This window comes from Georgenia sp. AZ-5, from assembly GCF_043952095.1.
Taxonomy (GTDB): Bacteria; Actinomycetota; Actinomycetes; order Actinomycetales; family Actinomycetaceae; genus Georgenia.
The window spans coordinates 953,443-979,557 of record NZ_JBINOU010000001.1 but is presented as its reverse complement, the minus strand read 5'-3'; the positions used below and the strand labels follow the sequence as shown (position 1 = coordinate 979,557).

Here is a 26,115-nt window from a genome sequence, read left to right as displayed (position 1 = left end):
TGTCACTTGACGAATGCGCCGGCGTCCACGGGCAGCGTCACACCGGTGACGTACCGGGAGGCGTCGCTGGCCAGGAACAGCACGGCGTTGCTGATGTCGTCTGCGGTCACCCACGGCACGGGCAGGGTGTTCAGCGACATGAAGCCCGGCATGGCCTTCTCCTGGCTCGGCTCGGGGTCGCCCGGGGAGAACATCGCGTACGTCCCCGGGTTCTGGATCATGATGGTGTCCACGTTCGTCGGGTGGATGGTGTTCACGCGGATCCGGTACGGCCCCAGCTCGTTAGCCAGCGTCCGCATGAGCCCCACGATGCCGTGCTTCGCCGCGACGTAGTGCCCCACGTGCTGGATGCCCTTGAGCCCCCCGATCGAGCTGGTGAACATGATCGAGCCGCCGTTTCCGGCCTCGATCAGAGCGGGGATGGCCACTTTCGCCGTGTGGTGCACCCCTGTGAGGTTGACGTCGATCATGTCCTTCCACTGCTCATTCGAGAGCTCCCACGCCCTGCCGTAGGTCGCGATGCCCGCGTTGGCGACGACCGTGTCGATCCGGCCCAGCTCGGCCAGACCCTCGTCGAACACCGCCTGCAGCGCGTCCACGTCACGCACGTCGGCCTTGCGGGCCACGATCCGTCGGTCCAGCGCCTCGACCATGCGCGCCGTCTCCTCAAGCTCCTCCCGCGTGGCCAAGGAATAGAAGGGGGTCACCGTGTCGATGTCCTCGCAGATGTCTACCGCGATGATGTCCGCCCCCTCCTTCGCCAGCCGCAGTGCGTGGTTACGCCCCTGCCCGCGGGCGGCGCCGGTGATGAAGGCAACCTTGCCCTCCATGCGTCCTGCCATGACAGCTCTCCGTTTCCGTGATGGTTGCTATACCGGGACGAGGTCACCTGACGAGCGCACCCGCGTCCACGGGGAGGGTCACGCCCGTGATGAACCGCGCCTCGTCGCTCGCCAGGAACAGCACTGCTTCGCTGACGTCGTCCGGGCTCACGAACGGGACGTCGAGGGCGTGCATCGCGTGCAAAAGCGGCTCGACCTGCTCGCGGGTGGGCGCCTCCTCCTCGGGGAGGAAGAGGCGGTAGATCGCGTCGTTAAGCAGCATCGTGGTCTCGACGTTGGTCGGGTTGACGACGTTGACTCGGATCCGCTCGCCGCCCAGCTCGTTGGCGAGCGTGCGCATCAGCCCGACCACCCCGTGCTTGGCCGCGGCGTAGTGGGCGTTGTTCGCCAGCCCCTTCAGACCGGCGATCGAGCTGATCAGGACCATGCTGCCGCCACCGCGCGCGAGCAGGTGCGGGACCGCCGCCCGGACGGTTTGCCATACGCCGGTGAGGTTGATGTCGATCATGTCCTGCCACATAGCCGCCGGCATCGTGTGCGTCACGTGGCTCCCGGCGATGCCGGCGTTGGCAACCACTACGTCCAGTCCACCTAGCGCCGAGACGCCCGCCTCGAGCGCGGCAGCAAGGCCGTCACCGTCCCGGACGTCCACCTCCGTGGCGATGATCCGCCGTCCCAGCGCCTCAACCTGCGCCACGGTCTCGTGCAGGTCCGCCGGCTCGGCCATCGCGTAGCCGACGCTGTCCACGGGCTTGCACAGGTCCGTAGCGATGATGTCAGCCCCTTCGTGCGCCAGTCGCACCGCGTGGTTCCTGCCCTGGCCCCGGGCGGCCCCTGTGATGAAGGCGACCTTGCCCTCGAAGCGATTCATGATATCTGTCCTCCGGTCATTGACGTTTCTGCTGGTCACTTAGGGCCTGTTGGTGGCGGCGCGCTGCCCCTCGGGCTAGCCCGCGCCGCTCAACCCTTGAGCGCCGCCCAGGTGGCCACCGACTCGGGGTAGTCGGCCTGGCGTGGTCTCGTCCCGGGCCAGCGGATCCTGTCGGGGCCAATGAGAGCGGTGGACAGCTCGGCCACCGGCACGGCGTACATGAACTGCACCGAACGGTGGGCGAGCCTCCAGCGGTCCTCGACGCGCCGGTACCTGTCGTCGTAGCGGAAGACGGTGCCGACGACGGACTCTGTCGTCGCGAGCTCCGCGGAGCCGGTGAGCCAGCCGACCGCCTCGTCGTCGGAGACCAGGTCGACGACGTGGGCGTCGACCCGGTGGCGCATGGTGCGGTAGGCCTTCATCGGGACCAGGTAGGCGGCCCGGAGCTGGTCCGTCCCGACCGCTACCCGCCCTCGCAGCTCGAAGACCCCGTCGTCGGTGAACATGTCCACCACGGCGTCGACGTCGCAGTCGTCGGTGGCCCGCGTGTACAGCAGCGCGAGGTCACGGATCGCCTCCCGGTCGCGCAGCGCACGCAGCTCGGCCAGCTGGGCCGCGACGTCCCCGTCGTCGCGGCGCACGGTGGTCCTCGACCGCACGAGCATGGCCAGCGACGTGGCCCCCGCCGACGTCGTCGGTGCGACGACCCTCTGCGTCCCGCGGGTTCCCGCGCTCACGGCCGGCCTCAGTCCTTGGTCGGGAAGGTGGGCCCGGGCAGGGTTCTGAGCACCGCCTGGAGCCGGTCGGGCACCGGTGTCCTCGCCCAGTCCAGGTCGCGGCAGGCGTAGGTCATCTGTCCTCGGGTGACGAGCTCCCCGTCGCGGGTGAACTCGTAGCCGACGGCGTACGAGCTCGTGCCTATGTGGTCGAGGACGAGCTGGCAGGTCAGCTCGTCGAAGACCTTGGCGGTCCGGTGGTACGTCGCCCCGGAGCTGACGCCCACCGTGAGGATGCCCAGCTGCTGCTGCATCTCCCCGCTGCGGATGCCGTGGGAGTAGAGCCACATGGTGTAGGCCCGCTCCATCCAGCGGTAGTAGATGGCGAAGTAGGCGATGCCCACCACGTCGCACTCGCCGTAGGCCAGGCGGAAGGTGAGCCGGTCCGGCGCCTCTCCGCGCTCGGCGTGCTCGGCGACGTCCAGCCCTTCGGGTGCTCTGCTGCTCATGTCTCCTCCTCGATGTCTGTTGCTTCGTCGGGCAGTGCGACGGTGGCGGTACCGCCCAGGACCGGGCCGCCGCCCTCCACGCTGAGCAGGACCTCGCACTCGGCCAGGAGCTCACCCACGCCGCGCGCCAGCGCCGTGACGACGCCGGTGGCCCGAAGGTGATCGCCCGCGAGGACGTTGCCCAGGAACCGCACCCGGAACCGCCGCAGGTTCTCGTGCCCGCCGCTGAACGCGGCGAGCATGTTCATCACGTACGCCATGTTGAGGGGTCCCTGGTTGACGGGCCTGTCCCCCATGCCCAGCGCGGAGACCACGCCGGCGTCCCAGTGGATGGGGTTGGGGTCGGCCAGCAGCGCCGCCATGGTCTTCATCTTCTCCGCGCTGACGGCGGGGACCTCCCACGCCGGCAGCACGGTGCCCACCGAGACGGTCATGACGTCCTCCGCGGGAACACGATCGAGTTCCAGCAGGTGGCCACGCGCGCGCCGTCGTCGACGTCGCGGAGCTCCGTGCGGTACCCGACCAGGTCGAAGGTGCCGGCGGCACGACCGACCTTCCGCTCCGCCGAGACGATCCCTCCGCTGACCTGGTAGGTGGTGCCCACCCGGAGTGGGCGGTGCAGCGTGGTCTCGTGCTCGCCGAACATCGGGCCGTCCGCGGCCGTGGCACCGAACCAGGAGAACAGCTCGTCCCAGGTGATCCCCATCCCGCCGACGGCCGCCATCCAGGCAAGGAGCGGGTGCGCCAGCTCCGCGTCCGGCTGCGCGAGGGCGGCGTCGCAGGTGAGCCAGACACGCCACGGCTCGAGCGTGTAGTGCCCGCCCGGGAACTCCCGGCCCACCTGCGCCCGCACGTCCTCCAGGGTGGCGGTGGCGCGCCCGTCAGACACGACGCTCCTGTTCGGCCCAGTACGGCTCGCGCAGGTCGCGCTTGCGGATCTTGCCGGTCGGCGCCTTGGGCAGCTCGGGGAGGAACTCCACGGAGCGTGGCTTCTGGTAGCTCGCGAGGTGCCGGCGCGCCTCGTCGATGATCTCCTGCTCCGTGGCCTGGAGCCCGGGCTTGAGGACCACGAAGGCCTTGACGGACTCACCCCACTCCTCGTCGGGCACGCCGACGACGGCGCACTCGAGCACGGCGGGATGCCTGGCGATGGCCTCCTCCACCTGGACGCTGAAGATGTTCTCCCCGCCGGAGATGATCATGTCCTTGGCGCGGTCGACGATGAAGACGTAGCGGTCCTCGTCCCACGTCGCCACGTCCCCGGTCCACATCCACCCGTCGCGGAGCGTCTGCGCGGTGAGGTCGGGCCGGTTGAGGTAGCCGATGGTGTTGGCGGGGGAGCGGACGATGATCTCGCCCGGCGTCCTCCCGTCGCGCGGCACCTCCCGGCCCTGGGCATCGACGACGCGCACCGTCGTCACGAAGCCCTCGCGCCCGCACGAGCGCAGCCGCTCCTCGTGCACGCCGGCCACCGCCAGGGCGTGGTCCTCCTGGGAGAGGAAGCACATGGTCGTGCCCTCGGTCTGGCCGTAGCCCTGGATGAGGGTGCAGGGGAAGGAGTCGAGGGCCTGGCGCACCACGGCGGAGGGCATCGGCCCGCCGCCGTACTGGATGTTCCTCAGGCTGGACAGGTCATAGCCGGCGAAGTTCTCGACCGCCATCATCCAGTTGAGCATGGTGGTGATTCCCAGGAACGCCGAGACCCTCTCCTCCTCGATGATCTCCAGGGCCTGCCGGGCCTCGAAGTTCACCAGCACCACCGGGCAGCCGTGCTTCATGTAGTTCATCGAGAGCACGATGGGGATGTGGTACATCTGGCCGGTCAGCATGTACACGTCCGAGGGCACGATCCGCTCGGCGACCGTCTGGTTGAGCATCCCCGCCGCGGCGCTGCGGTGCGTGTGCAATGCCCCCTTGGACTGACCGGTCGTGCCGCCGGTGTACAGGATGAAGAACGGGTCGTCGTCCCCGATCTTGTCCGTCCACACCGGCTCGTCGTCGGAGGAGGCCTCGACGAGCCGCTCGAAGCTGCCGTCACCGCCCGGACCGAACTGTAGCCAGTGCGGGACGTCGACCTCACGCTGGAGGCCGGTGACGGCGTCGCCGAACTCCGCCGCCGAGATCACGACCTTCGGGGCGGCGTCGGTGACGATCTCGGCCAGCGCCGGTCCGGCCAGCCGCCAGTTCAGCGGCTGGGTCACCAGGCCCGCGCGGCCTGCGGCGAAGTACAGCGCCTGGTACTCCACGCAGTTGCGCGAGAGCATCGCGACGCGGTCGCCGGTCTCGAGCCCGAGGGCTCTCAGGCCGTTGGCCAGGCGTCGGACCATGCCGTCCAGCTCCCGCCACGTCACCCGGCGGTCGTTGGGCACGTCGTAGAGGGCCTGACGGTCTGGCGTGAGGGCGGCCCACTTGGCCGGGATCAGTCCCTGGTTCGACATGCCGCGCCTCAGTAGGGAAGGTCCAAGTCGAGGTGGCGCCGGGCGATGCGCCAGGCGTCACCGTCCTGCACCAACTCGTCGACGTACCGACCGCTGCTGAGCACGGTCAAGGTGCCGTTCTCGACCGAGACGAGGGTCAGGTACGAGCTGGCCGTGGCCCGCCCGTCACCGTTCCCTGAGACGACGATGTTGGTCGTCAGGTGACGGCGCCGGTCGGTCTGCGCCTCCATCGAGTCGCGCATCAGCTTCACGATCGCCTCACGGCCTTCGAAGGGACCGATGAGGTCACCGTCCTGGATCCGCATGCTGAACGACGCGTCCTGCGTGAAACAGTCCGCCATGTCGGACATGTCGTCCTCGTCGTAGGCCAGGGCGTAGCGGTTGAGCACATTTTCGATTGCTCCACGGTGTTCCATGCTTGCTTCCTCTCTTCTGGCGACGTCATCGCCCTAGGGGGTTGGGCCGTGCCCTGCGGCCGCCGCCTGGCGGCGGCAGCCGTGCTGCTCTGGGGAAGGCTGAGGTGCCTGCTCCGGGCCTACGGCCGGGTGGGGGCGCTGGAGGGGGCGGCGGCGGGCTCCCGGAGGACGTCGCGGAGCCAGCTCAGGTCGGGGTCGGGCGTGAGAGCCTCCGGCCAGTCGGCGGGACGCTCGTCGCGGTAGGCCCGGTTGCGCCCCTCTTCCCGGAGCCCGTCGGCGTACTCGTTGACGTCGATGTAGTACATGTACGACATCAACCGGGACGCGAAGCGCCAGCCGGCCTCGGTGCGTCGGTAGGTGTCCTTGTAGCGCAGCGCCACCCACATCGTCTGCCCGTTCCGGACCACCTCGGCAGAGGCTGCGACGAGACCGGTGGCCCGGTCCGGGTCGGCGTCGTCGAGCCGGACGACGTGCCCGTGGCTGACGTGGTTCGTGGGCCCGAGCACCGCGAACCGGCCCTTGTAGGTCTCGACGATGTCGTCGATCCCCACGGCGGCGAACACCCCGTCCTGGGACCGCAGCTCGGCGTCGGCGGCGAACAGCCGATGGATGCCGTCGATGTCCCGCTCGTCCATGACGAACCCGTAGAGCACCGCGAGGTCCTTGATGGCCTCCCGGTCCTCGATGCGGCGGACCCGCTCCTCGATCGTGCGCTCCTCGTTCATGCCCTCTCCTCCTGTCGTGACGAACCTGTGGCCAGCGGCTCTGCGAGCGCCGGCGTGCCCGCGGCCGACCGACCGGCGCGGTACCCGAAGACCAGGGCGGGGCCGAGCGTGCCGCCGGCTCCGCCGTAGACCATCCCGGTGGGCGCCGCCATGGCGTTGCCGGCCGCCCACAGCCCGGGGATGACGTCACCGTCGACGTCGAGCACCTCGCCGTCGGCGGTCGTGCGCGGACCGCCCTTCGTGCCCAGCGTGCTGCTGTGGATCTCGACGGCGTAGAACGGGCCCTCGTCCAGCGGGCCGAGAGTTGCCGCGCGCCCGGGGTAGTGGCGGCGGTCGCCGCACCAGCCGTCGTAGGCACTCTCGCCGCGGCCGTGGTCGGTGTCCCGGCCCGCGGTGACGAGCCAGTTCCACCGGTCCACGGTCCGCTCCAGCTCGGTGGCCGGAATGCCGAGCTGGCCGGCGAGCCCATGCAACGTGGCCGCCTGGGTGACCCAGGCGGGCATCCGGCCACCGGCCGGGACACCGAAGCCCCCGTACCGGTCGACGAAGCCCTGGTCGAAGACCAGCCAGCACGGCTGGTTCATGTACTCGAAGCGGGCCGCGTCGAACTGGTGGAACGCGCCGCCCAGGGCGTTGTAGTTGGCAGCCTCGTTGGTGAAGCGGCGACCCGACCGGTTCACCATGATCGAGCGCGGCAGGGTGCGCTCCCGCAGCACGAGCTGCACCCCCTGGCGCCCCTGGATGGACTGTCCGGGGATGACCGCCACAGGCACCCACCAGGCCTCGCGCATGCAGCCGAGCATCGCGCCGGCCCGCATGGTCATCCGCAGGCCGTCACCGGTGTTCGTCGGCACGCTGGCCGGGTAGGACATCGGCCCGCGCAGGAACGAGGCCGCGAGCGCCTCGTCCCACTCGAACCCGCCCGTGGCGATGACCACCCCACGGTCGGCGCGGACGTCGACGACGCCCTCGGCCCGCTGGATCCGGACCCCGACGACCCGCCCGCTCTCGACGAGCAGGTCGGTGGCGCGCGCACCGGTGCGCGGCTCCACCCCGCGGTCGAGACAGCCCTTGAGCAGGGCGCCGACCATGGCCCGGCCGAGGCCCTCGATACGGCGCGCGCGGCGCTCGGCCTCGACGTCGGCCTCGAGGAAGCCGGTGCCCCCGCCGATCGGCGTCTCGGTGACGTACATCGGGCGGGGCGCACCGACGAAACGGTCGGCCCACGGCCCCAGCTCGTCGAAGGAGAACAGCTCCGGCTCCAGGGACCGCCCGCCGCGGGGCTTTCCGCCGGGTCGCTCGGGGTGGTAGTCGGGGAAGCCGGGCACCAGCCGAAGCTGCAGCGGGGTGCGGGTCTCGAGCCAGTCGACGAGCTCGGGACCCGTCCGGACAAAGGCCTCCGCCAGCTCGGGCAGGATCATCCCGTGGGAGAGGGAGGCGAGGTAGTCCAGCGCCTCCTCGGCGGAGTCCTCGACGCCCGCCTCGGCGGCGTACTTGTTGGCCGGGATCCAGGCCACGCCGCTCGCCAGCGCCGTCGTGCCGCCGACGAGGTCGCCCTTCTCGAACAGGCCGACCGACGCCCCAGCGTCGGCGGCGGCGAGGGCCGCCGTCAGCCCCGCCGCCCCGGTGCCCAGGACGACGACGTCGTACCGTTCCTTGGCGGTCTGCCCGGTCATCATGCCCTCGCGATCGGTCCGAAGGAGTCGAGGGTCAGCGGCGCGAGCATCGCCTCGTCGACCAGCACCGTCCGGGCAATCCGGATGCGCTTGGCGGCGAAGACCCACCGACCCTCGTGCTCGACCATGTCGTCGTCATATCTGCCCCAGGTGAGCCGGGCGCCGCCGGCGTCATGCTCGGTGAACGCGAGGAACGTCGAGGCGACGTGCACGACACCGTCCGCGCCTCGCGTCGCGACGACGTTCGTCACCATGTGCTGGCTGCGGTGCACGTCCGAGGCGGCGAACTGGCGGTACAGGTCGAGGAAGGCCTCCCGGCCCTCCCGCGTCCCGTCGTGGCGGGTGAGGACCACGTCGGGGTGCGTGATGGTGGCGAGGCCGTCGAGGTCCTGGGCGTCGACGAGCCGGGCGTAGGTGTGCAGCAGCTGGTGCGCCAGGTGGTGCAGCAGCACGTCGTCGGTGAGCGTTGAGCTGGTCATGTGCGATTCCTTTCCCGCGCGCCTCAGCCGGCCGCGGCGATCGTTTCCTTGCCGCCGGTCCAGCGGACCAGCACACCCGGCACGCGCATGTCGTTGCCCTCGAAGGTGAGGTCTCCCATCGCCCCGGAGAAGCCCTCGCGGGCGACCTGCTCGAGGCCGTCCCGGATGCCCTCGCGCGAGGAGTCACCGCTGGCCTTGATCGCCCGCGCGATCCACCACACGGCGTCGTACCCCTCGGCGGCGTAGGTCCGGGGCAGCTGGCCGAACTTCTCCTGGTAGGCGGCGACGAACGCCTTGGCGCGCTCGTCCTCCTGGGCGGCGGAGAAGTCCACCGGATAGATGAAGTTCTCCGGGTCGCCGCCGGCCTCGAGGACGTTCTGGCCCGAGCCTGCGGTGTTTCCCACGGCCTGGCCGTCGAAGCCGGCTTGGTCGAGCTGGGCAAGTGCGGTCACCGTCTGGGAGGCGAGCAGCAGGAGGAGAACAGCGTCCGGGTCACCCGCCATCGCGGACTGCACCGGTGCCGTGAAGTCCTGGGTGGTCGTCTGCGTCGGGATGCTGGTGCCGATCGTGAGACCGTGCTCGGCCGCCATCCGGGGAAAGTGCTTCTCGGCGAGCTCGGCCAAGGTCGGGAAGGTCGCGTTGTAGATGACCGCCACGTCGGTCAGGCCCTGGTCGGCCAGGTACTCCGCGGCGATGTCGTAGAACGTCTCCATCGGCGCCGTCGCCCGGAAGGTGTAGTCGCCGATCACGACGCCCTCGGAGCCCGCCTGGGTGAACACCGTCGGGATATTCGACCGCTCCACGATCGGCGCCACCGCCGCAGCCTGCTGTCCCGCCACGGGACCGAGGAGAGCCATGACCTCGGGATCGCTGGCGGCCTTGGTCACCTCGCTGGACGCGCGCTCGATCTCCCCGGCGCTGTCCACCTCCTCGAGCACCAGGGTGACCCCCTCGCCGAGGAACTCCTGCTCGTTGATCTCCTCCACCGCGAGCTCACCGCCCTCCGCGGCGCCGATCCCGGCGTACGACACCGGCCCGGTGAGGTCCCGGACGCCGACGAGCTTGATCTGGTCGGCGATGCCGCTGTCCGCGGCGCCGTCGTCGGCGGAGACGCCGCCGCACGCGGTGGCCCCGGCGAGGGCGCCGGCGAGGATGAGGGTCAGCAACGGGCGTCGCTTCCAACTACCGGACATGCGTCCTCCAGGTGTCGTCGTTGACGGGGTTCGAGCCAGGTAGCACAGCAGGTGCGGCCGCAGGTCCGGCAGCGGTGGCGGAAGGCCCCGGCAACGCGGGGCCGCCGTCGTCTCAGCGGGCCTCGATCACCTCCTTGGTGCCGTCCCAACGGACCAGCACGCCCGGGACACGCATGTCGTTGCCCTCGAAGCTGATCTCCCCCATCGCGCCGGTGAAGCCCTCGGCGGCCACCTGGGCCAGGCCGTCCCGGATGCCTTCGCGCGAGGAGTCCCCCGAGGCCTTGATCGCCCGGGCGATCCACCACACCGCGTCGTACCCCTCCGCGGCGTACGCCTTGGGCAGCTCCCCGTACTCCTTCTGGTAGGCGGCGGTGAACGCCTTGGCCTGCTCATCGTCCTGGGCGGCGGAGAAGTCGACGGGGTACACCATCCCGACCGAGTGCTCCCCGGCCTCGGCGGCGTTGCCCCCGGCGTTGTTCGTGTTGCCGACGAACTGGCCGTCGTAGCCCGCCTGGCGCAGCTGCGTCATCGCGGTGACCGACTGGGAGGAAAGAAGCAGGAGCAGGACCGCGTCGGGGCCCTCGGCCGCCAGCTCCTGCGCCTGGGACGTGAAGTCCTGCGTCGTGCTCTGCACCGGGATGCTGGTGGCGATCGTCAACCCGTTCTCCTCCGCCATCTGCGGGAACTGGCTCTCTGCCAGCTCGGCGAGCGTCGGGTACGTCGCGTTGTACAGGACGGCCACGTCGGTGAGGCCCTCCTCGGCCAGGAACTCGGCGGCGAGGCCGTAGAAGGTGCTCATCGGCGCCGTGGCCCGGAAGGTGTACTCCCCGATCACGACTCCTTCGGAAGCGGACTGGGTGAACACGGTAGGCAACCGGCCGCGCTCGACGACTGGGGCAACGGCTGCGGACTGCTGGCCCTGGACGGGCCCGAGGATGGCCATGACCTCCGGGTCCGACATCGCCTTGGTGACCTCGCTCGACGCACGCTCGATCTCCCCGGCGCTGTCCACCTCCTCGAGCACGAGGGTGACGCCCTCACCCAGGAAGCCCTGTCCGTTGACCTCCGCGACCGCGAGCGCGCTGCCCCGTGCGGCCCCCTCGCCGGCGTAGGACACCGGGCCGGTCAGGTCGCGCACGCCGACCAGTTTGATCTCGGAGTCGATCCCTCCGCCGTCCGTGCGGCCGGCGGACGACCCGCAGGCCGCCACGGCGAGCACCGCGGTGGTGAGCACCAGCGCCGTGACGCCGCGCCGGGCCGAGATTGCAGACATCGGTACTCCTGGTGAATGGTCGTTGTTGCACAGGGACGGGGGCGGCCTCTCACACGCCCAGGGCGGCCTCGCCGAGGAAGGCGCGCACGAGCGCGGTGTCGGCCTGGGCGGCGTCGGCCGTGCCGGACCACGAGACCTCGCCGCGTTCGACGACGACGACGTCGTCAGCCACGGCGAGACCGGCATCGGCGTTCTGCTCGACCATGAGCACCGCGATGCCGGTGTCCGCGATATCCCGCACACCGGTCATAACACGGTCGACCATGGCGGGGGCAAGCCCCATGGACGGCTCGTCCATGAGCATGACCCTGGGCTGCGACATCAGGGCACGGCCGAACGCGAGCATCTGCTGCTCCCCGCCGCTGAGCAGGCCCGCGTGCATGGCCCGGCGCTCGGCGAGGATGGGGAACTTCTCGTAGACCTCGGCAAGCGTCTTCTCGCTCGTGCCCCGGGCAACGGTGTAGGCGCCCATGCGCAGGTTCTCCTCCACCGTCAGCTCGGCGAACACCTTGCGCCCCTCCGGCACCAGCACGAGGCCCTGCCGCACGGTGCGGTGCGGCGCCTGGCCGAGGATCTCCTTGCCGTCCAGCGTCACGGAACCACCGACGGCCTTCTGCAGGCCGCAGACGGCCCGCAGGGAGGTGGTCTTGCCGGCACCGTTGGCTCCGAGCACGAGGGTGACGCGCCCGCGTGAGGCGGACACGGACACCCCGCGGACCGCGTTGACCGAGCCATAGCTCACGTGCAGATCGTTGACCTCAAGCATGGTGGGCCGCCCGCTTCCCGAGGTAGGCCTCCTGGACCGCTGGGTGGCGGACGACGTCCTGCGGCGTGCCCTCCACGATCAGCTTCCCGAAGTTCATGGCGAACAGGTGGTCGCACGTGTCCACCATCATCTGGACGTCGTGCTCGATGAGGAGCTGGGTGAGTCCCTCCCCACGCAGCTCGTGCATGAGCCTGGCGATCTCCTCACGCTCCGCGCGGTTCATGCCGGCCGTCGGCTCGTCGAGCAGGAGCAGCTTGGGCTCCATGACGATGGCCCGGGCAATCTCCACCCGACGGCGGACGCCGTAGGAGAGCTCGTCGGGCCGTACCTTCTCCATGCCTGAGATGCCGGTGCGCTCCATCGCCTGCTCTACGCGTTCCTCCGCCGCCCGCCGTGCGGCCCTGCCGCGGCCCGCGAGCGTGTCGGTGCCGAGCAGGACGTTGTCGCGCACCGTGCGGTCCTCCAGGAGACGCACGGTCTGGAACGTCCGGGCGATCCCCCGGTGCGGCACCGCGTGGGGGTGGTCCCGCACGTAGGACGCGCCAAGGAAGACGAGTTCGCCACGGGTCAGCGGCACATGCCGGGTGATCGCGCCGACGAGGGTGCTCTTGCCCGAGCCGTTCGGGCCGAGGATGCCGGCGATCCCACCCTCGCTCAGCGTCATGGACACCCCGTCGACCGCCTTGACGCCACCGAAGTGCACGGCCACGTCCCGTATTTCGAGGACCGCGCGGGCTGCGGCTGGCCCCGGCCGTTCGTCGTTCGTCGGCTGGCTCACGACAGACCTCCTCGGGCCGGCACGGCACTTGCGGACGGCTGCTGCGCGGCCGGCGGGGCCGGCGGGGCCTCGGCCCGCTCGGCGGCGAGGTCGCCGCCGCGCCGTCCGCCACGGCCGCGCGCCCGCGCCCTCCGGTAGGTCTCCGTGCCGAGGCCGAGGACGCCACCGGGCAGGAAGACGGCCGCGAGCGCCACGAGCACGCCGTAGACGATGTCCTCCCACGCGCTGACGAAGCCCAGGACCGTCGGCATCCACACGAGGATGACCGACCCGATGAGCGCGCCCAGCCAGGAACCGGATCCGCCGACGATGATTACCGTCAGGGCGAGGACGACGAGGTGGAAGTTGACCTCGGCGGGCGTGATCGTCGAGCGGAGCAGGGTGGTGATGCCACCGGCGAGACCGCCGATGAGCCCGCTGACGAGGAACGAGGCCTGGCGGTAGCGGCCCACGTTAATCCCGAGCGCCGAGGCGAGCTCGGGGTCTTCCCGGACGGTGTCCACCCGGCGCCCCATCCCTCCCTTCTCGGAGAGGGCCAGCAGCGCGACCACGACGAGGACGACGAGCGCGATCTGCCCCGTCGTCAGGGACCCCAGCGCCCCGAAGATCCCCGAGGCGCCGCCGGTCAGCTGTCCGCCGTTCGTGGCCACCACGGCGACGATGAGCGTGAAGGCGACGGTCGCCATGCCGAGGTACAGGCCCGTCAGCCGTTGGATGACGAGGCCGAGCACGAAGCAGAGCAGGCCGGCGAGCGCGGTGCCCAGCAGGATGGCGCCCCAGGTGTCCAGGCCCAGCCGCGTCATCGCGATGGCCGCGGTGTAGCCGCCGATCCCGAAGCAGCCGACCCCGGCGAACGAGAAGACGCCCGCGCGCAGCGGCACCTGGATGCTCAGGGCCAGGAGCAACGTGGTCAGCGTCGACTGGATGAGCACGGTGTTGGAGAGGTACCAACCAGTCATGTGCGACGCACCTCCTGGCGTCCGAAGAGCCCCTGGGGCCGCATGAGCAGCACCAGGAAGATGAGCCCGAAGGAGACGGCGTCCACCCAGGTCCCGAAGTTCGTGACGAACACCAACGTCTCCGCGCCGGCGAGGACGAATGCTCCGACGATGACGCCGACCATGGAGCCCAGGCCGCCCAGCACGATCATGGCGAACGCCTTGATGAGGAGCTGGTCGCCCGTCTCCGGGGCGATGGCCTGCAGATGGAAGGTGAGCAGCGCGCCGGCCATGCCGGCGAGGGCTCCGGCGATCGCCATCGTGGCGACGGCGAGGGCGGACCGGTTCACGCCCATGACGGAGGCCGTCTCGGCGTCCACCCCGATGGCCCGCAACGCCAGCCCCTGCCGGGAGACCTTCAGCCACCACGTCAGCGCCACGCCGATGCCGACGCCGGCGACGATGATGATGAGGGCGGTGCTCGTCACCCGGAGCGGACCGAGCTGGAACACCTCCGGCTGGTAGCTCGAGCCCGTGAAGCCGAAGGGACTGCTGCGGGTCACCTTCTGGGCGATGGCCAGCGGGATCGCGGCCACCCCGATGCCGCCGATGAGGATCCGCAGCTCCGCCGCCCTGTGGTCCTTGGACCGCTTGAGGATCTGCTCGAAGGCCAGCCACTGGGTCAGCGCCGACATGACAGCCCCGACGAGCGCGGCCAGGAGCACGATCACCGGCAGGGGCAGCGTCACCTCGTTGGTGATGAGGTGCGCCACGAACGCGGAGAACATGAAGATCGCGCCGTGCGCGAAGTTCAGGATGCCGATCGTGCCCCAGGCCAGCGCCATCCCCAGCGCGAAGAGGAGATAGATGGACCCGAGGGTGGCGGTGTTGAGGAGTTCTTGCACGCCGCACTTCCTTTCGACGACGCCGTTGTCGTTCGGTGGACCAGGGGGCCGTGGCCGTGTGCCACGGCCCCCTGGTGGTCTACTCGACCAGCTGCTCGGCGGACCCGTCCCAGCGCACCAGCACGCCGGGTACCCGCATGTCGTTGCCCTCGAAGGTCAGGGCACCCATAGCACCCTCGAACCCTTCGCCGGCGACCTGCTGAAGGCCCTCCTTGATGCCCTCGCGGCTGGAGTCCCCTGAGGCCTTGATCGCCCGGGCGATCCACCACACGGCGTCGTACCCCTCGGCCGCGTACGGGTCGGGAGCCTCCCCGAACTTCTTGGTGAAGCCCTCGGTGAACGCAGCCGCGCCCTCGTCCGTCTGGGCCACGGAGAAGTCCACCGGGTAGACGAGACCCGCAGCGTTCTCCCCGGCCTCTGCGACGTTCCCGGCGGCCTGGACCGACGTGGCGACGAACTGGCCCTCGTACCCGGCCTGGCGCAGCTGCGTCATGGCCGTCACGGACTGCGGGGCGATGAGGAACATGACGACGGCGTCAGGTTTCCTCGACGCGATGGCCTGCGCCTGCGCCGAGAAGTCCTGCGTCGTGCTCTGCACCGCGTCGCTTGACGCTAACGTCAGGCCGTTCTCCTCGGCCAGCGCGGGGAAGACCTTCTCGCCCAGCTCGGCGAACGTCGGGAAGGTTGCGTTGTACAGCACCGCCACGTTCGTCAGCCCCTCGTCGGCGAGCCACTCCGCCGCGAGGTGGTAGTACGTCGACATGGGTGCCGTGGCACGGAAGGTGTAGTCGCCGATCACGACGCCGTCCGAGCCCGCCTGCGTGAACACGGTGGGCACCTTGGCCTGCTCGACCATCGGCGCCACCGTCGCGGCCTGCTGCCCCGCCGCGGGGCCGAGGATGGCCATCACCTCGGGGTCGGCGACGGCCTTGCTCATCTCGCTCGACGCGCGCTCGATCTCGTTGGCGCTGTCGACCTCCTCCAGGGTGAGGGTGACGCCCTCCCCGAGGAAGCCCTGATCGTTGATCTCATCGACGGCGAGCGCACTCCCCTTGGACGCACCGAGGCCCGCGTACGCCACGGGGCCGGTGGTGTCCCGGACGCCCACGAGCTTGATCTCGGAGGCGATCCCGCCGCCCCCCGAGGCCGGGCCTTCGTCGGTGTCGCTCTCTGCCGAGCTGCACGCCGTGCCAAGGAGCATCGCTCCCGCGACGAGAGAAGCGAAGGCGAGACGACGACGCGTGGTAGGAGCTCTCATAGGTCCTCCACCTCCATCCATATGATGCGCATGATTTATCTGGACGCTAGCACGAGCCGTCCCAGGGGACCAGGGCTTTCACTGCGGCTTTGTGGGCGTCGCCCAACGGGACCCACATGTCCGACGGGTGCTCCGGCCCGGTGCGGGACAATGTCCGACAAGGGCATCACGCCCCCGGGCGCTCCGGTGGAGCCGGCGCCAGCCCGCCTGAGAGGCGGCCGCCGGCTTCGGGGCCCGGCGGCCGCCGTCGGCGAGCCTCACCGACGCCGAGGCCTAGCGCGCCGCCTGGGTCACCAGCTCGTCGACGGGCTCGCCGGCGAGCTGCTGGGCGACGAGGTAGGCGAGCGTGATGCCGCGGCCCAGCGCGAACCCGCTGTTGTAGCCAGTGCCCGTGGTGGTCATCCCCGCGGCCGAGCCCACGGCGTAGAGCCCGGGCACGACCCCGCCCGACTCGTCGAGCACCCGGCCGTCGCCGTCGATCCGCACGCCGCTCGACCCGATGCCGGTGCCCACGAACTTCAGCCGGATGCCGTGGAACGGCGCCTGCACGATAGGCCCGAGCACGGGACTCGGCTCGTTGGTCGGGTCGCCGGCGAACTTGTTGACGTAGGTGACCGTGCCACGACCGAAGTCGGGGTCGACGCCGCGGGCGGCGTTCTCGCTGAACCGTCGGGCCGTCTCGGCGAGCTGCGCACCGTCGATGCCGAGCTTCTCGCCGAGCTCCTCGAGGGTCGCCGCGGAGACGACCCACCCCTCGGGGTACTCCCCTCCCGGCGGAGTCGCCGCGAGCCCGTACTTCTGCCGATGCTGGTCGTCCCAGATGAGGAAGAACGGCAGGTGCCGGTCCCCCGGCGCCAGGGTCTTCGCGACGATGTCGACCCAGTAGGAGTCGTTGCAGTACCGGTTGCCCGCGCTGTCGACGATCATCGAGTGCGGCATGGCGTACTCCGGGCCGTAACCGTACCCGGTGCCCACCTGGGACTTCCAGCCGGGCAGGATCGGCACGCTGGTGGCCGGGATCTTCGCGACCGCGGCCCCGATCGCGCGGGCGAGCCTGATCGCGTCGCCGCGGAGCGTCTCGGGGGCAACGCTGCCGAAGTCCTCCGGGGGCAGGCCCAGCATCTCCTCCACGAGCTCCGGGTCCCAGTCGTACGTGCTGGTCGCGAGGACGACCGGGCCGTGCAGGTCGACGGCGCCCTCGGGCGTCTCCGCCCGGACCCCCATGACGGGTCCGCCGTCACGCCGGAGAAGCTCCGTGACACGGTGCTGCAGCCGGATCTCGATGCGGTCCTCCTGCAGCACGCGGGCGAGGAACGACGCCACCACGCCGGTGCCGAACGTCAGCGGGTCGTCACCCCCTGCGTCGCGCTCCGCCGGCCCGGTCCCGTCCGCCAGACCGAAGGCAGGAAGCCCGGCGTGGGCGTGCTTGGTCGGCGCGTTCTGCTCGCCCGACTCGTCCACGTAGGACGCCCGCCGCCCCTTGTTGAGCATGTCGTCGTAGGTGGTGCCCACGGGGAAGTAGGGGCTGTAGCGCAGGCGCTGCCGCCACTCCCCCAGCACGCTGCCGTCGATGACCTGGTTGGTCAGGTAGCGCCCCTCTGGCAGGGCCCCCTCGGCCTCGTTGTGATAGTCGGCCAGGCCGGGGATGACCTGCCAGCGGATGGCACCGATTTCCTCCCAGTACTTCATGGCCACCGGAGAGGCCGCGATCCACCTGAGCATCGCCGCCTCGTCCAGAACCTCCGGGGCCGAGCGGGCGATGTCGCGCACGTACCGCTCGGTCAGCTCCAGCGTGTCCGCGATGCCCTGCCGCGCCTCCACGTGGTTCGCGCCCGACCACACCTGCCCGCCGGAGTAGGCGGCGGCACCCCCCACGAGGTCTGCCGCCTCGAGCACCACGGCCCTGTGCCCGCGCAGGGCCACGCCCAGGGCGGTGGCGAGGCCGGAGAGCCCGGCCCCGACCACGATGACGGGTTCCGTCTCCGACATCGTCGTCGGAGGCACCTGGTCGTTCATGTCGTCCCCTTCGGTTGGACCATCACCTTGACAGTTAGGGAATATGATGATCAGGTATACTGTCAATAGCCCGCGGCCGATGAGCGAGAGCGGGTGTCGGGAACGAGGAGGTGCCCCGTGACGTACGTGATCGCACAGCCCTGCGTGGACGTGAAGGACAAGGCCTGCGTCGACGAGTGTCCCGTCGACTGCATCTACGAGGGCGAACGGGCGATGTACATCCAGACCGAGGAGTGCGTCGACTGCGGCGCGTGCGAGCCCGTCTGCCCGGTCGAGGCCATCTACTACGAGGAGGACCTGCCCCAGCAGTGGTCGGAGTACCACCGCGCGAACGTGGAGTTCTTCTCCGAGCTCGGCAGCCCGGGTGGCGCCTCGAAGGTCGGCCCCATCCACAAGGACCACCCGCTCATCGCTACCCTCCCTCTGCAGGTGCACGGCGCCGAGTGACACCGGGCGCCGACCCGCCACCGGTCACGCTGGACCGAGACCCGCCGTCCAGGACGGCGAGTCTCGTCGTGCCGGTCGCGCTCGTCATGTGAGGGCGCCGTTGTTGGGACCGTGCGCCGGCAGCCCTCCGCCCGCCATCAGACGGTCCAGGAATCCGTGCCGAGCATCGTGCGCTCCACGGCCTGCGCACGGCGAACCGGGTCGGTCCCGTTCGCCGTCACCAGCTGCTCGGCGACGCGGGCGTCGTAGGTGGGCCGTACGACGTCGCGGAACACCCCGATCGGCACGACGCCCCCAGGCGCCGCTCCCAGTCGGGAGAGTGCGAACGCCCGGGACGGGTCGGCCGCCGCCGGGTCATGCACAAGGCCCCCGCGCGTGGTGTCGTAGGTCACCTCCAGGGCGCCGTCCTCGCCGAGGACGACCCGCCCCGAACCCTCCGCACCTAACGTCATCGGGACCCCACGCTCGAGACGGAGCAGGCGCGCATCCCGAGTGTCCGGTGACTTCAGCTCCTCGAAGGCGCCGTCGTTGAAGATGTTGCAGTTCTGGTAGATCTCCACCAGGGCGGTGCCCGGATGCTCCGCCGCCGCGCGCAGGACACCGGTGAGGTGGGCGCGGTCGGAGTCGATCGTGCGGGCGACAAACGTCGCGCCGGCCCCGAGCGCGAGGGAAACAGCGTCGAGGGGTTCGTCCACCGACCCGGCGGGGCTGGACTTGGTGATCTTGCCGACCTCGGACGTCGGGGAGTACTGCCCTTTCGTGAGACCGTAGATGCGGTTGTTGAACAGCAGGATCTTGATGTCCACGTTCCGCCGCAGCGCGTGGATGAGGTGGTTCCCCCCGATCGACAGGGCGTCTCCGTCGCCGGTGACGACCCAGACCGACAGGTCTGGCCGCGTCACCGACAGGCCGGTGGCGATGGCCGGGGCCCGGCCGTGGATCGAGTGCATCCCGTACGTCTCGAGGTAGTACGGAAACCGCGACGAGCAGCCGATGCCGGAGACGAACACGATGTTCTCGCGCCGGACCCCGAGCTCGGGCAGGAAGCCCTGGACCGCGGCCAGGATTGCGTAGTCGCCACAACCGGGGCACCACCGCACCTCCTGCGAGGAGGTGAAGTCCTTGCGCGTCTGCGGCTCGGTGGCGCCGGGCACGGCCCGGGACAGCTTCAGCTCTGCAACCATGTCGCACCTGCCTTCTCATCGTCACTGGAAAGCGCGTCGATCGCCTCCACCAGCACCTCGGCCAGCTCTGCGGGTTTGAACGGCATGCCGCGCACCTGCTGGTGCCCCTGGACGTCGACGAGGTACTTCGCCCGCAGGAGCATTGCCAGCTGCCCGCCGTACCCGTAGCCGAGGTTCATCTCGGGGACGATCACCCGCTCGTAGCGCCGCAGGATGGCACCGAGGTCGTTGGGAAACGGGTTGAGGTGGCGCAGGTGGGCCTGAGCCACCCGGCGGCCGGTGCGCCGGATCCTGCGGCAGGCGGCGCCGACGGGGCCGTACGTGGACCCCCAGCCGAGCACCAGCACCGACGCACCCTCCCCCCGCTCCGCCCCCGGGTCCTCGACGAGGACGGGCGGCAGCCAGTCCGCCACACGGTCGACCTTCCGCTGGCGCAGCGTCACCATGCGCTGGTGGTTGTCCGGCGCGTAGGAGATCTCGCCCGGCCCGTCCGACTTCTCGATGCCGCCGATGCGGTGCTCGAGCCCCGGCGTCCCGGGGACGGCCCATGGTCGCGCCAGCGTCAGCTCGTCCCGAGCGTATGGCCAGAAGACCTCTTCGCCGTCGGCCGTCGTGTGGTTCCGCGCGGTGGCGAACGCCGGCTCGATCACCGGGAGGCTCGAAAGCTCCGGGACCCTCCACGGTTCGGAGCCGTTGGCCAGGTAGCCGTCGGAGAGCAGGACGACCGGCGTGCGGGAGGTGACTGCGATCCGGCACGCCTCGAACGCGGCGTCGAAGCAGTCCGCCGGCGACTGCGGGGCGACGATCGGGACAGGGGCCTCGCCGTTGCGACCGAACATGGCCGTGAGCAGGTCGGCCTGCTCCGTCTTCGTCGGCAGCCCGGTGGACGGCCCGCCGCGCTGGACGTCGACGATGACAAGGGGCAGCTCGAGGGAGACGGCGAGCCCGATCGTCTCGGCCTTGAGGACGAAACCGGGACCGGAGGTGGTCGTGACGGCGAGCATGCCGCCGAAGGCGGCCCCCAGCGCCGCGCCGACCCCGGCGATCTCGTCCTCGGCCTGGAAGGTGGTCACCCCCGCGTCCTTGTGCCGGCTCAGCTCGTGCAGGATGTTGGAGGCCGGCGTGATGGGGTAGGCGCCGAGGAACAGGGGCAGCCCCGAGCGGACGGATGCCGCCATGAGGCCGTAGGACAACGCCAGGCTGCCGGACACGTTGCGGTAGCGCCCGGGCGGGAGTGTCGCCGGCGCCACCTTGAAGTTCGACGAGAACGACTCGGTGGTGTCACCGTAGTTCCACCCCGCACGCAGGGCAGCCACGTTGGCCGCGGCGACCTCGGGCCGCTTGGCGAAGCGGGCCTCGAGGAACGCGACGGTGCCCTCGAGCGGGCGCTGGAAAAGCCAGGAGAGCAGGCCGAGGGCGAACATGTTCTTCACCCGGGCCGCGTCCTTGCGGCCCAGCCCCAGGTGCTCGACGGCGGCCACCGCAAGCTTCGTCATGTCCACCCCGTGCACCGAGTACGCGCTCAGCGACCCGTCCTGCAGCGGGTTGGTGTCGTATCCGACCTTCTTGAGCGCACGGGGCGTGAACTCGGCGGTGTCGACGATGAGGTCCCCGCCGGGCCGCAGGTCCGGCAGGTTGGCCCGGAGCGCGGCCGGGTTCATCGCCACGAGGACGTCGGGGGCGTCGCCCGGGGTGAGGATGTCGTAGTCCGCGAACTGCAGCTGGAAGCTCGACACGCCGGCCAGGGTCCCGGCGGGGGCACGAATCTCGGCCGGGAAGTTCGGCAGGGTGGAGACGTCGTTGCCGAACGACGCGGCCTCAGCGGTGAACCGGTCACCGACGAGCTGCATCCCGTCTCCGGAGTCGCCGGCGAACCTCACCACGACGCGATCAAGCCCCTTGGTCGGCTTCATCGATCGACCCCTCCCCGGATCATGAGCACGAGGGATCGCCTGCCCACGGAGAGCGTGGGACGTGCAGATCCTTGAGGTGCTCCTAGGTCTCACCCTGGCTGCGTGCCGCCCTTGGCCCACGGCGACCAATTCCTGATACTGAATCGCCTCAACTGTAGGGCACCCCACCCGCCCCGGCAAGGACTTCCGCGCAGGCGCGGGCACGTTAGGGTCCCCGTCCGCGCCCCGCCGCCCGGCCAGCACGGCCGTGCGACTCCCTGCGTTCGGAGCGCTTGCGACTATGTCCCACGCGGCCCGTGCGTTCGCGGCGCTTGCCACCTATGTTCCACGCAGTCGCCCGTGCGCCGTCCAGACGAGGACGGCCGCGACCGCCGTGGCCAGCGCAAGGCCGGCCCAGGCAGCGACGAAGCCTCCATAGCCCGTCAGGACGCCGAACAGAGAAGGGCCCAACGCGGACCCCAGGCCCGAACCGACCTGCAGGGACCCAGAGGTGCGCGCCGGTGCGTCTGCACGCGCCTGCAGCACGGCCAGCAGGAGGAGGGGCGGCCAGCCCCACGCCGCCACGATGCCGAGCACGACGCCGGCGACGACCAGTTGCGTCGACCCTGAGGCCACCAGGAGGAGGCCCGTGACCGCACCGAGCATGATGCCGAGCACCGGCCGCAGGTCGCCCTCGACGCGCCCGTCGAGGTACCAGCCGGCGGCGAGCCGCAGCACCAGCGCCAGAGCGCTCGCGACGGCGAAGACCAGGCCGGCCGCGCCTGTCGACAGTTCCGCCTCGACCAGGGTCCGCACGCCGAAGGTGGTCAGGCACGACATCGCCAGGGTCCCCAGGCCAGCCGCCAGGACAAGGGGCCAGATGGGGGAGGCACTCCTGCCTGCACGCCCCGTCTCGGGGGGCACGCACCGGTTCTTCGCGGCGCCGAGAGCCGGCAGGGCGGCGTCTGGCCGCCGGACGCCCCACAGGACGAGGGGCAACGCAAACAGCCCGAGGAGGAACGCCCAGCGCCAGCCCACCGTGAGCGCGACCACGGGCACGCTGACGCCTGCCAGCATGGACACCAACGGTGGGGCGGACTGCTTGACGCCGAAGAGGCGGGCGCTCTGGGCCCGCGGGGTGTGCCGCAGCAGGACGAGGTTGCTCGTGGGAGAGCAGATCGCGTAGCCGGCCGCGGCCACGACCAGCCAGGCAACGATGTGCGCGAGGGATGTCGCGAGCGTCGCGATGCCCACGGTTGCCGCGGCCACGAGCATCACTCCGCACACCGCCGCCGGGCGCCACCCGTGATGGTCGGCGAGGCGTCCCCCCAGCGGCGCCAGCGCGCTGGTGGCAGCCCAGAAGACGGAGACCGCGACGCCCAGGCCCTTGTCACCGAACCCGAGCTCGCCCTGCATCTCAACCGCCAGCACTCCGACGAGCACCGGCACGACCATCGACGAGGCGAGCAGGCTGGTGGATGTGACCAGGGCCACCGCACGGGCGTCCACAGCCGCTACGCGAAGGCCGACAGCCCGGTCATGCGCTTGCCGAGCACCAGGGTGTGCACCTCGTCGGTGCCCTCGTAAGTGCGGACCGCCTCCAGGTTGCTGGCGTGCCGCAGCGGGGAGTGCGCCGTCGTGATGCCGTCGCCACCGAGCATCGCCCGCGCCTGGCGGGCGATGGCGATCGCCTCGCGCGTGTTGTTGAGCTTGCCGGCAGAGATGTGGTGGGGACGCAGCAGCCCGGCATCCTTGAGGCGGCCGAGCTGGACGGCGAGGAGGATGCCCTTGTCAAGCTCGAGCGCCATGTCGACCAGCTTCTGCTGAGTCAGCTGGAACGCGGCGAGCGGCTTGCCGAACTGCCGGCGCTGCGCCGCGTGGCGCAGCACGGCGTCGAGGCTGTCACGCGCCGCGCCGAGCACGCCCCAGGCGATGAGGTAGCGCGCCTCGTTCAGGCAGGACAGCGGCCCGGACATCCCCGACGCGCCGGGGAGCACGGCGTCACAGGGCAGGCGCACCTCGTCGAGGAGGACGTCACACTCCACCGAGAGCCTCAGCGAGAGCTTCGGCCCGATGGGGCTCGCGTGGTACCCGGGGGCGTCGGTCGGCACCAGGAAACCACGCAGGCCGTCGTCGGTCATCGCCCAGACCACCGCCACGTCCGCGAGAGAGGCGAGGGTGATCCAGCGCTTGGTCCCCGTGATCACCCAGTCGCCGCCGTCCCGTCGGGCGAAGGTCGTCATGCCGGCGGGGTCCGAGCCGGCCTCGCGCTCGGTGATCGCGAAGCAGCCGATGGCCTCGCCGGCTGCCATGCGCGGCAGCCAGGCGTTCCGCTGCTCGGCGGAGCCCCACCGATGGATGGCCGTCATGGCGAGGGCGCTGTGCACGCTGACGAACGTGCGCAGCCCCGAGTCGCCGGCCTCGAGCTCCATGGCGGCCAGGCCGTTCTCGACGGCGGAGCGGGCGGCGCAGCCGTAGCCGTCCAGGTGCATGCCGAGGAGGCCCTGCCGCGCGAGCTCCCGGACGACCTCGGCCGGGTAGGTTCCGGCCTCGTACCACTCGGCGACCCGGGGCCGGACGGTGGTGTCGACCAGCTCGCGCACGCGCCGACCTACCGCCCGCTCGTCGTCGCTGATCAGCGACTCGGCGCTCAGCAGGTCCCAGGCGTCGCCGAGCGGCGTGCCCACGGTGCTCATGCCTTCACCGGTTCCGTCGGCGCCGTCCAACCGACCATGCGGCGGAGGTACGGGGTGATCCCGCCGTTGTGCAGGGGCCAGCCCGCCCCGAGCAGCATGGCGAGGTCGACGTCGCGCACGTCCTCCACCACCCGCTCGGTGAGCAGCAGCGACACTTCCTCTGCCAGCGCCCGCTGGACGCGCCGCAGGAGCGCCTCCTCGTCCGCCGGCGTGGCGGCCCGCCGTAAGCCGAAGTACTCCCTGATCTCTGGATCCACTGGCGAGCCCGGGATCGGCCGCCCCTCGGCGAGGACGAACGGCCGGCCCTCTTCGACCATCCGCGCAAGACCCGGGGAACTCGCGAACCGGTCGCCCAGCCGCGCCCGGAGCTCGTCGATGACGTGGAGAACGACGGCGCCCCCGACGAGCTGGACGAGCTGGAAGGGGCCCATGGGCAGGCCCATCGGACGCAGCGCACGGTCGGCCACGAGCACGTCGGTGCCCTCCTCGAGCGCGCCGAACACCTCGGCGAGCATTCGCAGCAGCAACCGGTTCACCACGAAGCCCGGCGTGTCACGCACAGCGACCGCCACCTTGCCGGACGCCTTGGCCACCGCGAAGGCGGTGGCGTACACGACGTCGTCAGTGTGGTCCGCGCGCACCACCTCGGCCAGAGGCATGCTCGCCACCGGGTTGAAGAAGTGGAGGCCCACCACGCGTTCGGGGTGGTCGAGGCCGGCCGCCATCTCGGTGACGGACAGCGCCGAGGTGTTGGTGGCGAGGACCGTCTGGGGACCGACCACCTGCTCGACCCGGCTCAGAACGTGCCGCTTGACGCCCATCTCCTCGACGACCGCCTCGACGACGAGATCTGCGTCGGCGAGAAGAGCCAGGTCGGTGGTAACGGTGATCAGCGCGCGCAGGCGCTCGCGCTCGCCTGGCCTCAGCCGGCCGCGGCGGGCCAGACCGTCGATCCCCTCGTGAACCCGGGCCAGCCCTTGAGCGGCGCGTTGGTCGTCCACCTCGGTCAGTGTCACGGGAACGCCGAGCGATCCGGCGAGCAACAGCCCCACCTGGCTGGCCATGAGCCCAGCGCCCACGATCCCCGCGCGAGCGATTGGGCGCGGCTGCACGTCAGGCACCCCAGCCGGCCGGCGGGCACGGCGTGTGAGCAGATCGAAGGCGTACAGGCTCGCGCGTAGCGGCTCGGAGACGATCAGCTCCGCGAGCGCATCGTCCTCGGCGGCGAACGACGCTGCCCGGTCACGCAGCCGGGAGGCGGCCACGAGATCGAGAGCTCGGCCCGGCGCGGGGGCCTCACCCTCGGCGCGTGCCTCGACAAGCAGGCGGCGGTGCTCGACGGCGCGCCGCCAGGTCTGGGCGTCATCCTCGGGCCTGCGCCGGGCGGCCTGCCGCCCGGCGAGGATGGCACCGAGCCAGGCCAGGGCGGCATCGGGGTCCTCGACGAGCGCGTCGACGATCCCGAGGTCGGCGGCCTGTCCGGCATCCAGCAGCCGGTTGTTGGCCGCGGGATTGTCGATGATGACACGCAACGCGGCATCTGCACCGACAAGACGTGGCAGGTTCGTGCACCCACCCCAGCCCGGTACCAGGCCCAAGTACGTCTCGGGCAGGCCGATGCGCCGGACACCTGGGGCCGCCGTCCGGTAGGTGCACGCCAGGGCGATCTCGAGCCCGCCACCCAGCGTCGTGCCGTTGAGGTGGGCGAGCGTGGGAACGGCGAGGTCCATGAGGGCCGCCACGACACGGTGGCCCGCCGCGCCGAGCGCCCGGGCGCTCTCGCGGTCTGCGGTCTGCCGGATGACGCCGAGGTCGGCGCCGGCAAGGAACGTCTCCCCCGCTCCGGTGAGCACTGCGCCGGCGAGCGCCCCGGAAGCCGCCCGTGCGGCGAGCTCGTGCACCGTGGCCTCGAGCTCGGCCAGGCCGCTCACGCCCAGCGTCGCAGGCTGTGCGGGGACCTCCGGGCTGATGGTGACGACGGCGATGGTGCCTGCTCCGGCGACCTCGACGTCGGCGGTGCGGAGAAGGACCGGGCGCTCGGCCACGGCTGTTGACGCTGTCACGGGTCCTCCGGGTCGTCGGCGATAGCACCCGCGG

At 70.9% G+C, this 26,115-nt stretch carries 25 protein-coding genes; 1 reads left to right on the top strand and 24 read right to left on the bottom strand.

The genetic code is table 11. The features are described from left to right. Positions 1-2: 2 nt before the first annotated feature. The 19 genes from ACF0H8_RS04680 to ACF0H8_RS04590 all read right to left on the bottom strand — a co-directional run bounded on the left by ACF0H8_RS04680 (position 3) and on the right by ACF0H8_RS04590 (position 17,799). Positions 3-842, bottom strand: coding sequence for a mycofactocin-coupled SDR family oxidoreductase (locus tag ACF0H8_RS04680; protein WP_395287825.1), 840 nt, complete (start codon positions 840-842; stop codon positions 3-5). Positions 843-885: 43 nt separating this feature from the next. After that, complete coding sequence (locus ACF0H8_RS04675) at positions 886-1,713, bottom strand: mycofactocin-coupled SDR family oxidoreductase (protein ID WP_395287824.1); 828 nt, start codon at positions 1,711-1,713, stop codon at positions 886-888. Between the two features lie 89 nt (positions 1,714-1,802). Continuing rightward, entirely contained in the window at positions 1,803-2,450 is a 648-nt protein-coding gene (locus ACF0H8_RS04670) for a nuclear transport factor 2 family protein (RefSeq protein WP_395287823.1), read from the bottom strand. 8 nt (positions 2,451-2,458) lie between these two features. After that, complete coding sequence (locus ACF0H8_RS04665) at positions 2,459-2,938, bottom strand: acyl-CoA thioesterase (protein WP_395287822.1); 480 nt, start codon at positions 2,936-2,938, stop codon at positions 2,459-2,461. Further along, entirely contained in the window at positions 2,935-3,372 is a 438-nt protein-coding gene (locus ACF0H8_RS04660) for a MaoC family dehydratase (protein ID WP_395287821.1), read from the bottom strand. Before ACF0H8_RS04660 ends, ACF0H8_RS04665 begins: the two co-directional genes overlap by 4 nt. Beyond that, entirely contained in the window at positions 3,369-3,827 is a 459-nt protein-coding gene (locus ACF0H8_RS04655) for a hypothetical protein (RefSeq protein WP_395287820.1), read from the bottom strand. The genes ACF0H8_RS04660 and ACF0H8_RS04655 overlap by 4 nt, the downstream gene beginning before the upstream one ends. Beyond that, positions 3,820-5,376: an AMP-binding protein gene (locus ACF0H8_RS04650; RefSeq protein WP_395287819.1), complete on the bottom strand. Its 1,557-nt coding sequence runs from the start codon at positions 5,374-5,376 to the stop codon at positions 3,820-3,822. The genes ACF0H8_RS04655 and ACF0H8_RS04650 overlap by 8 nt, the downstream gene beginning before the upstream one ends. An 8-nt stretch (positions 5,377-5,384) precedes the next feature. Then, positions 5,385-5,792: a nuclear transport factor 2 family protein gene (locus ACF0H8_RS04645; protein WP_395287818.1), complete on the bottom strand. Its 408-nt coding sequence runs from the start codon at positions 5,790-5,792 to the stop codon at positions 5,385-5,387. A gap of 119 nt (positions 5,793-5,911) precedes the next feature. Next, positions 5,912-6,517, bottom strand: coding sequence for a nuclear transport factor 2 family protein (locus tag ACF0H8_RS04640; RefSeq protein WP_395287817.1), 606 nt, complete (start codon positions 6,515-6,517; stop codon positions 5,912-5,914). After that, positions 6,514-8,193 carry an FAD-dependent oxidoreductase gene (locus ACF0H8_RS04635; RefSeq protein WP_395287816.1) on the bottom strand — a complete coding sequence of 560 codons (1,680 nt, stop codon included), beginning with the start codon at positions 8,191-8,193 and terminating at the stop codon, positions 6,514-6,516. The genes ACF0H8_RS04640 and ACF0H8_RS04635 overlap by 4 nt, the downstream gene beginning before the upstream one ends. Then, entirely contained in the window at positions 8,193-8,672 is a 480-nt protein-coding gene (locus ACF0H8_RS04630; protein ID WP_395287815.1) for a nuclear transport factor 2 family protein, read from the bottom strand. Before ACF0H8_RS04630 ends, ACF0H8_RS04635 begins: the two co-directional genes overlap by 1 nt. A 23-nt stretch (positions 8,673-8,695) precedes the next feature. Further along, the gene (locus tag ACF0H8_RS04625) at positions 8,696-9,865 is read right to left on the bottom strand and encodes an ABC transporter substrate-binding protein (RefSeq protein ID WP_395287814.1); all 1,170 of its coding nucleotides are present in this window, start codon (positions 9,863-9,865) and stop codon (positions 8,696-8,698) included. 112 nt (positions 9,866-9,977) lie between these two features. Then, positions 9,978-11,138 carry an ABC transporter substrate-binding protein gene (locus ACF0H8_RS04620; RefSeq protein WP_395287813.1) on the bottom strand — a complete coding sequence of 387 codons (1,161 nt, stop codon included), beginning with the start codon at positions 11,136-11,138 and terminating at the stop codon, positions 9,978-9,980. Positions 11,139-11,187: 49 nt separating this feature from the next. Continuing rightward, positions 11,188-11,904, bottom strand: a complete 717-nt coding sequence (locus tag ACF0H8_RS04615; RefSeq protein ID WP_395287812.1) for an ABC transporter ATP-binding protein — start codon at positions 11,902-11,904, stop codon at positions 11,188-11,190. Beyond that, entirely contained in the window at positions 11,897-12,682 is a 786-nt protein-coding gene (locus ACF0H8_RS04610; RefSeq protein ID WP_395287811.1) for an ABC transporter ATP-binding protein, read from the bottom strand. Before ACF0H8_RS04610 ends, ACF0H8_RS04615 begins: the two co-directional genes overlap by 8 nt. Next, complete coding sequence (locus tag ACF0H8_RS04605) at positions 12,679-13,641, bottom strand: branched-chain amino acid ABC transporter permease (protein ID WP_395287810.1); 963 nt, start codon at positions 13,639-13,641, stop codon at positions 12,679-12,681. Before ACF0H8_RS04605 ends, ACF0H8_RS04610 begins: the two co-directional genes overlap by 4 nt. Continuing rightward, positions 13,638-14,525: a branched-chain amino acid ABC transporter permease gene (locus tag ACF0H8_RS04600; RefSeq protein ID WP_395287809.1), complete on the bottom strand. Its 888-nt coding sequence runs from the start codon at positions 14,523-14,525 to the stop codon at positions 13,638-13,640. The genes ACF0H8_RS04605 and ACF0H8_RS04600 overlap by 4 nt, the downstream gene beginning before the upstream one ends. Positions 14,526-14,604: 79 nt before the next feature. After that, positions 14,605-15,783 (bottom strand): ABC transporter substrate-binding protein, encoded by a 1,179-nt coding sequence (locus tag ACF0H8_RS04595; RefSeq protein WP_395287808.1) that lies wholly within the window; start codon positions 15,781-15,783, stop codon positions 14,605-14,607. Positions 15,784-16,056: 273 nt separating this feature from the next. Beyond that, entirely contained in the window at positions 16,057-17,799 is a 1,743-nt protein-coding gene (locus ACF0H8_RS04590) for an FAD-dependent oxidoreductase (protein ID WP_395287807.1), read from the bottom strand. Between the two features lie 117 nt (positions 17,800-17,916). Between ACF0H8_RS04590 and fdxA the strand changes: the two genes are divergently transcribed. Then, a complete protein-coding gene (gene fdxA, locus ACF0H8_RS04585) occupies positions 17,917-18,246 on the top strand; it encodes a ferredoxin (protein WP_395287806.1) in 330 nt (109 codons plus the stop codon). Positions 18,247-18,383: 137 nt separating this feature from the next. Here fdxA and ACF0H8_RS04580 read toward each other — a convergent pair whose 3' ends face one another. From ACF0H8_RS04580 to ACF0H8_RS04560, 5 genes are all read right to left on the bottom strand, one after another. After that, entirely contained in the window at positions 18,384-19,430 is a 1,047-nt protein-coding gene (locus ACF0H8_RS04580; protein WP_395287805.1) for a 2-oxoacid:ferredoxin oxidoreductase subunit beta, read from the bottom strand. Continuing rightward, complete coding sequence (locus ACF0H8_RS04575; RefSeq protein WP_395287804.1) at positions 19,415-21,343, bottom strand: 2-oxoacid:acceptor oxidoreductase subunit alpha; 1,929 nt, start codon at positions 21,341-21,343, stop codon at positions 19,415-19,417. The genes ACF0H8_RS04580 and ACF0H8_RS04575 overlap by 16 nt, the downstream gene beginning before the upstream one ends. 318 nt (positions 21,344-21,661) lie before the next feature. After that, a complete protein-coding gene (locus ACF0H8_RS04570) occupies positions 21,662-22,831 on the bottom strand; it encodes an MFS transporter (RefSeq protein WP_395287803.1) in 1,170 nt (389 codons plus the stop codon). A 5-nt stretch (positions 22,832-22,836) separates the two neighbouring features. Further along, positions 22,837-24,018, bottom strand: a complete 1,182-nt coding sequence (locus ACF0H8_RS04565; protein ID WP_395287802.1) for an acyl-CoA dehydrogenase family protein — start codon at positions 24,016-24,018, stop codon at positions 22,837-22,839. Then, entirely contained in the window at positions 24,015-26,081 is a 2,067-nt protein-coding gene (locus tag ACF0H8_RS04560; protein WP_395287801.1) for a 3-hydroxyacyl-CoA dehydrogenase NAD-binding domain-containing protein, read from the bottom strand. The genes ACF0H8_RS04565 and ACF0H8_RS04560 overlap by 4 nt, the downstream gene beginning before the upstream one ends. Positions 26,082-26,115 lie beyond the last annotated feature (34 nt).